The 2,594-nt window shown below is 34.8% G+C and carries 4 protein-coding genes; all 4 read left to right on the forward strand.

Going from position 1 to position 2,594, the window contains the following annotated elements; all coding sequences use genetic code 11:
• Nucleotides 1–113 precede the first annotated feature (113 nt).
• Nucleotides 114–428, forward strand: coding sequence for a hypothetical protein (locus QP860_RS10390; RefSeq protein ID WP_231543944.1), 315 nt, complete (start codon nucleotides 114–116; stop codon nucleotides 426–428).
• Nucleotides 429–437: 9 nt separating this feature from the next.
• On the forward strand, nucleotides 438–1,259 hold the full coding sequence (locus tag QP860_RS10395) for a glycosyltransferase family 4 protein (RefSeq protein ID WP_013440209.1): 822 nt from the start codon (nucleotides 438–440) through the stop codon (nucleotides 1,257–1,259).
• Between the two features lie 158 nt (nucleotides 1,260–1,417).
• The gene (locus QP860_RS10400; protein ID WP_013440208.1) at nucleotides 1,418–2,341 is read left to right on the forward strand and encodes a glycosyltransferase family 2 protein; all 924 of its coding nucleotides are present in this window, start codon (nucleotides 1,418–1,420) and stop codon (nucleotides 2,339–2,341) included.
• A gap of 65 nt (nucleotides 2,342–2,406) precedes the next feature.
• A partial coding sequence (locus QP860_RS10405; protein ID WP_284912777.1) for an FAD-dependent oxidoreductase occupies nucleotides 2,407–2,594 on the forward strand: 188 nt, incomplete at its 3' end.

Below are 2,594 nucleotides of genomic sequence, written 5' to 3' on the forward strand. Positions count from 1 at the left end.
TCATACTTCGATTAAAACATAATTAAAGAATCAACCTATCGGAAAGATTTATTTACACAAAAGAATTGACAGTGTCGTAAAATGATTAAGCATTAGTAGCAGGAGCGTGAATCATGGCAAACAACAAACAACAGATGACAATAGGTTATTTATCACCAACTAATCCATTTACAGATCGTAAAGGATGGTCAGGTACTTATTTTAGTACACGACAGGCGATTGAAGATGTCGGGTTTAAGATTGAGTGGGTTCCTTCTGAAGAAACTGGGACTTTCTTTAAGATTGAACACAGAGTTTTGAAAATGGTACACTGTTTGATTTATGGCAGAGGCATTTTTGATAATTCAACTATGTCTAGTAAATTACCTGTTAGATATGCTAACAAACAAAACTTAGATAAATATGATCTGATTTTTGTACCGGGATAGTCGGATGTTGTGGCGCGTTTGCGTACTAAAACTCCAATTATTCGCTATTCAGATGCAACAGTTGCACTGATGATTGACTATTATTGGTTTAATTGGTCAAAAAAGTCTATTGAGGATGCTAATAATGTTGAACAGATGGCGATTGATAATTCAGCTGTGAATCTGTTGTCATCACAGTGGGCAGCTTCTTCAGTTATTAATGACTATCATGCGTCTAAGGACAGAGTATTCGTACTTCCATTCGGAGCTAATATTGATGATAGCAAGATTGTGCAAGCGCAAGTTTACCAAAGTGGCCGATTAAATGTTCTTTTCACTGGGGTTGATTGGGAGCGTAAAGGTGGAGAAATTGCAGTTAATGCTATTAAAAAATTACGTTCCGATGGTGTAGATGCTCATTTATACATTTGTGGTATTAGGGATTTAGCTCAAGAAATAGTTGATCTGGATTTTGTGGAAAATTTGGGCTTTTTGGATAAAAATAACCCAAATGAATACCAAAAATATCTTAATACTTGGTCTAAAGTGCACTTATTGCTTCTACCTACTAGTGCTGAATGTTCTGCTATTGTTTTTAATGAAGCTTCTGCTTATGGTGTACCAATCCTTTCAACAGATACTGGCGGTGTTAGTGATTATGTCTTTAATGATGTGAATGGTTGGCGGATGCCCCTCTCAGCAAGTGGAGATGACTACGCCATTAAGATTGAAGAATGGATCAAGACTGATAAGTTTTCGGATCTATCAGCTAGTGCTTTGAACCTTTACCAAACCCGAAATAGTTGGAAAGCATGGGGGGAAAGTTTCAAAAAAATTGTTTCTTCTCTTTAAATTTGCATTCGTGGGTTTGTAGCTTTTGTGATTAAGTGTTTTTAAAGATGGCAGAAACGGTGTTGTACGCTTTATACGGCTCAAAATGTATAAACATAAACAAAAAATCTTAATTTTGTAGTAAACGGTTTGAGTTATATTTTGAAAGGAAAAGTATTGTGGCAGTTGGCATAGTCGTTGTAACTTTTAATAGATTAGATAAGTTAAAAATTGCTCTAAAGTCTTTTGAAGAGCAAACGTATAAACCAGAATATATTGTTGTAGTAGATAATGCTAGTACAGATGAAACGCCAGAATATCTAAAAAAATGGAAAAAAGATCAAAGTGATTATAAAAAATATGTAATTACTACTGAAAAAAACCTTGGTGGTAGTGGTGGCTTTTATACTGGACTTGAATTTGCTCAAACACTAAGCTCTGATTGGATTTGGGTTTCGGATGATGATGCTTTTCCAGAATCTAATGCTTTAGAAAATGCAAAAAGGTATTTGGAAGGCAGAGAAACTTCAATGATTTCAGCTATTTGTGGTGAAGTTATTAATCAAGGTGAAATTGATATTACACACAGAAGAAATTATACTGAAAGAGGTTTAACCGTTGTAACAACAAGTATTCCTACTGAATATTACTCTAAGAAAGAATTTGAAGTTTCTAGTTTTTCATATGTTGGTGCTATTATAAATAAGAAAAAATTAAAGGAAGTAGGGCTGACACGAAAAGAGTACTTTATTTGGTATGATGATACAGAACATAGCTTGCGTTTAAATAAAGTAGGAAAAATAATTTGTGTTCCATCTATTAAAGTACATCATGATGTCGGAAAAGAGAGTAATCATATTTTAAGTTGGAAAGATTACTATGGCATTAGAAATAGAGCCGACATGTATAAAAGACATTTTTCGAAAAAATGTTATTACTTTTACTGCTACAATAGTTTGATAAAAGCATCAATTAATGATTTATTAGGCAGACATAGGGAATATAATAAAGTAAGCCGTAAAGCAATTTATGATGCTATGCATAATAAATTTGGTGTGGATAATCTTTATAGGCCTGGGTGGAAACCAGAAAAAGATAGTTAATGAAAAAGCAACGTGCTGAAATAGATTTGTAAGTATCTAAGTTAGGCAATAATAGGAGTGAAAATATGAGCGAGTATTTGGTAGTAGGCGCTGGCTTGTTTGGCGCTGTTTTTGCGCATGAAGCAGCCAAGCGGGGGCACGAAGTTACGGTAATCGAAAAACGTGACCACGTCGCCGGCAATATCTACACCAAGGAAATTGACGGCATCCAGGTCCACCAGTATGGAGCCCACATCTTCCACACTTCCAACAA

Source organism: Aerococcus sp. UMB1112A, from assembly GCF_030230715.1.
Classification (GTDB): Bacteria; Bacillota; Bacilli; order Lactobacillales; family Aerococcaceae; genus Aerococcus.

Excerpts from the sequence above, each read along its gene's own strand:
- QP860_RS10390 (WP_231543944.1), top strand. The coding sequence starts at position 114 with ATGGCAAACAACAAACAACAGATGACAATAGGTTATTTATCACCAACT.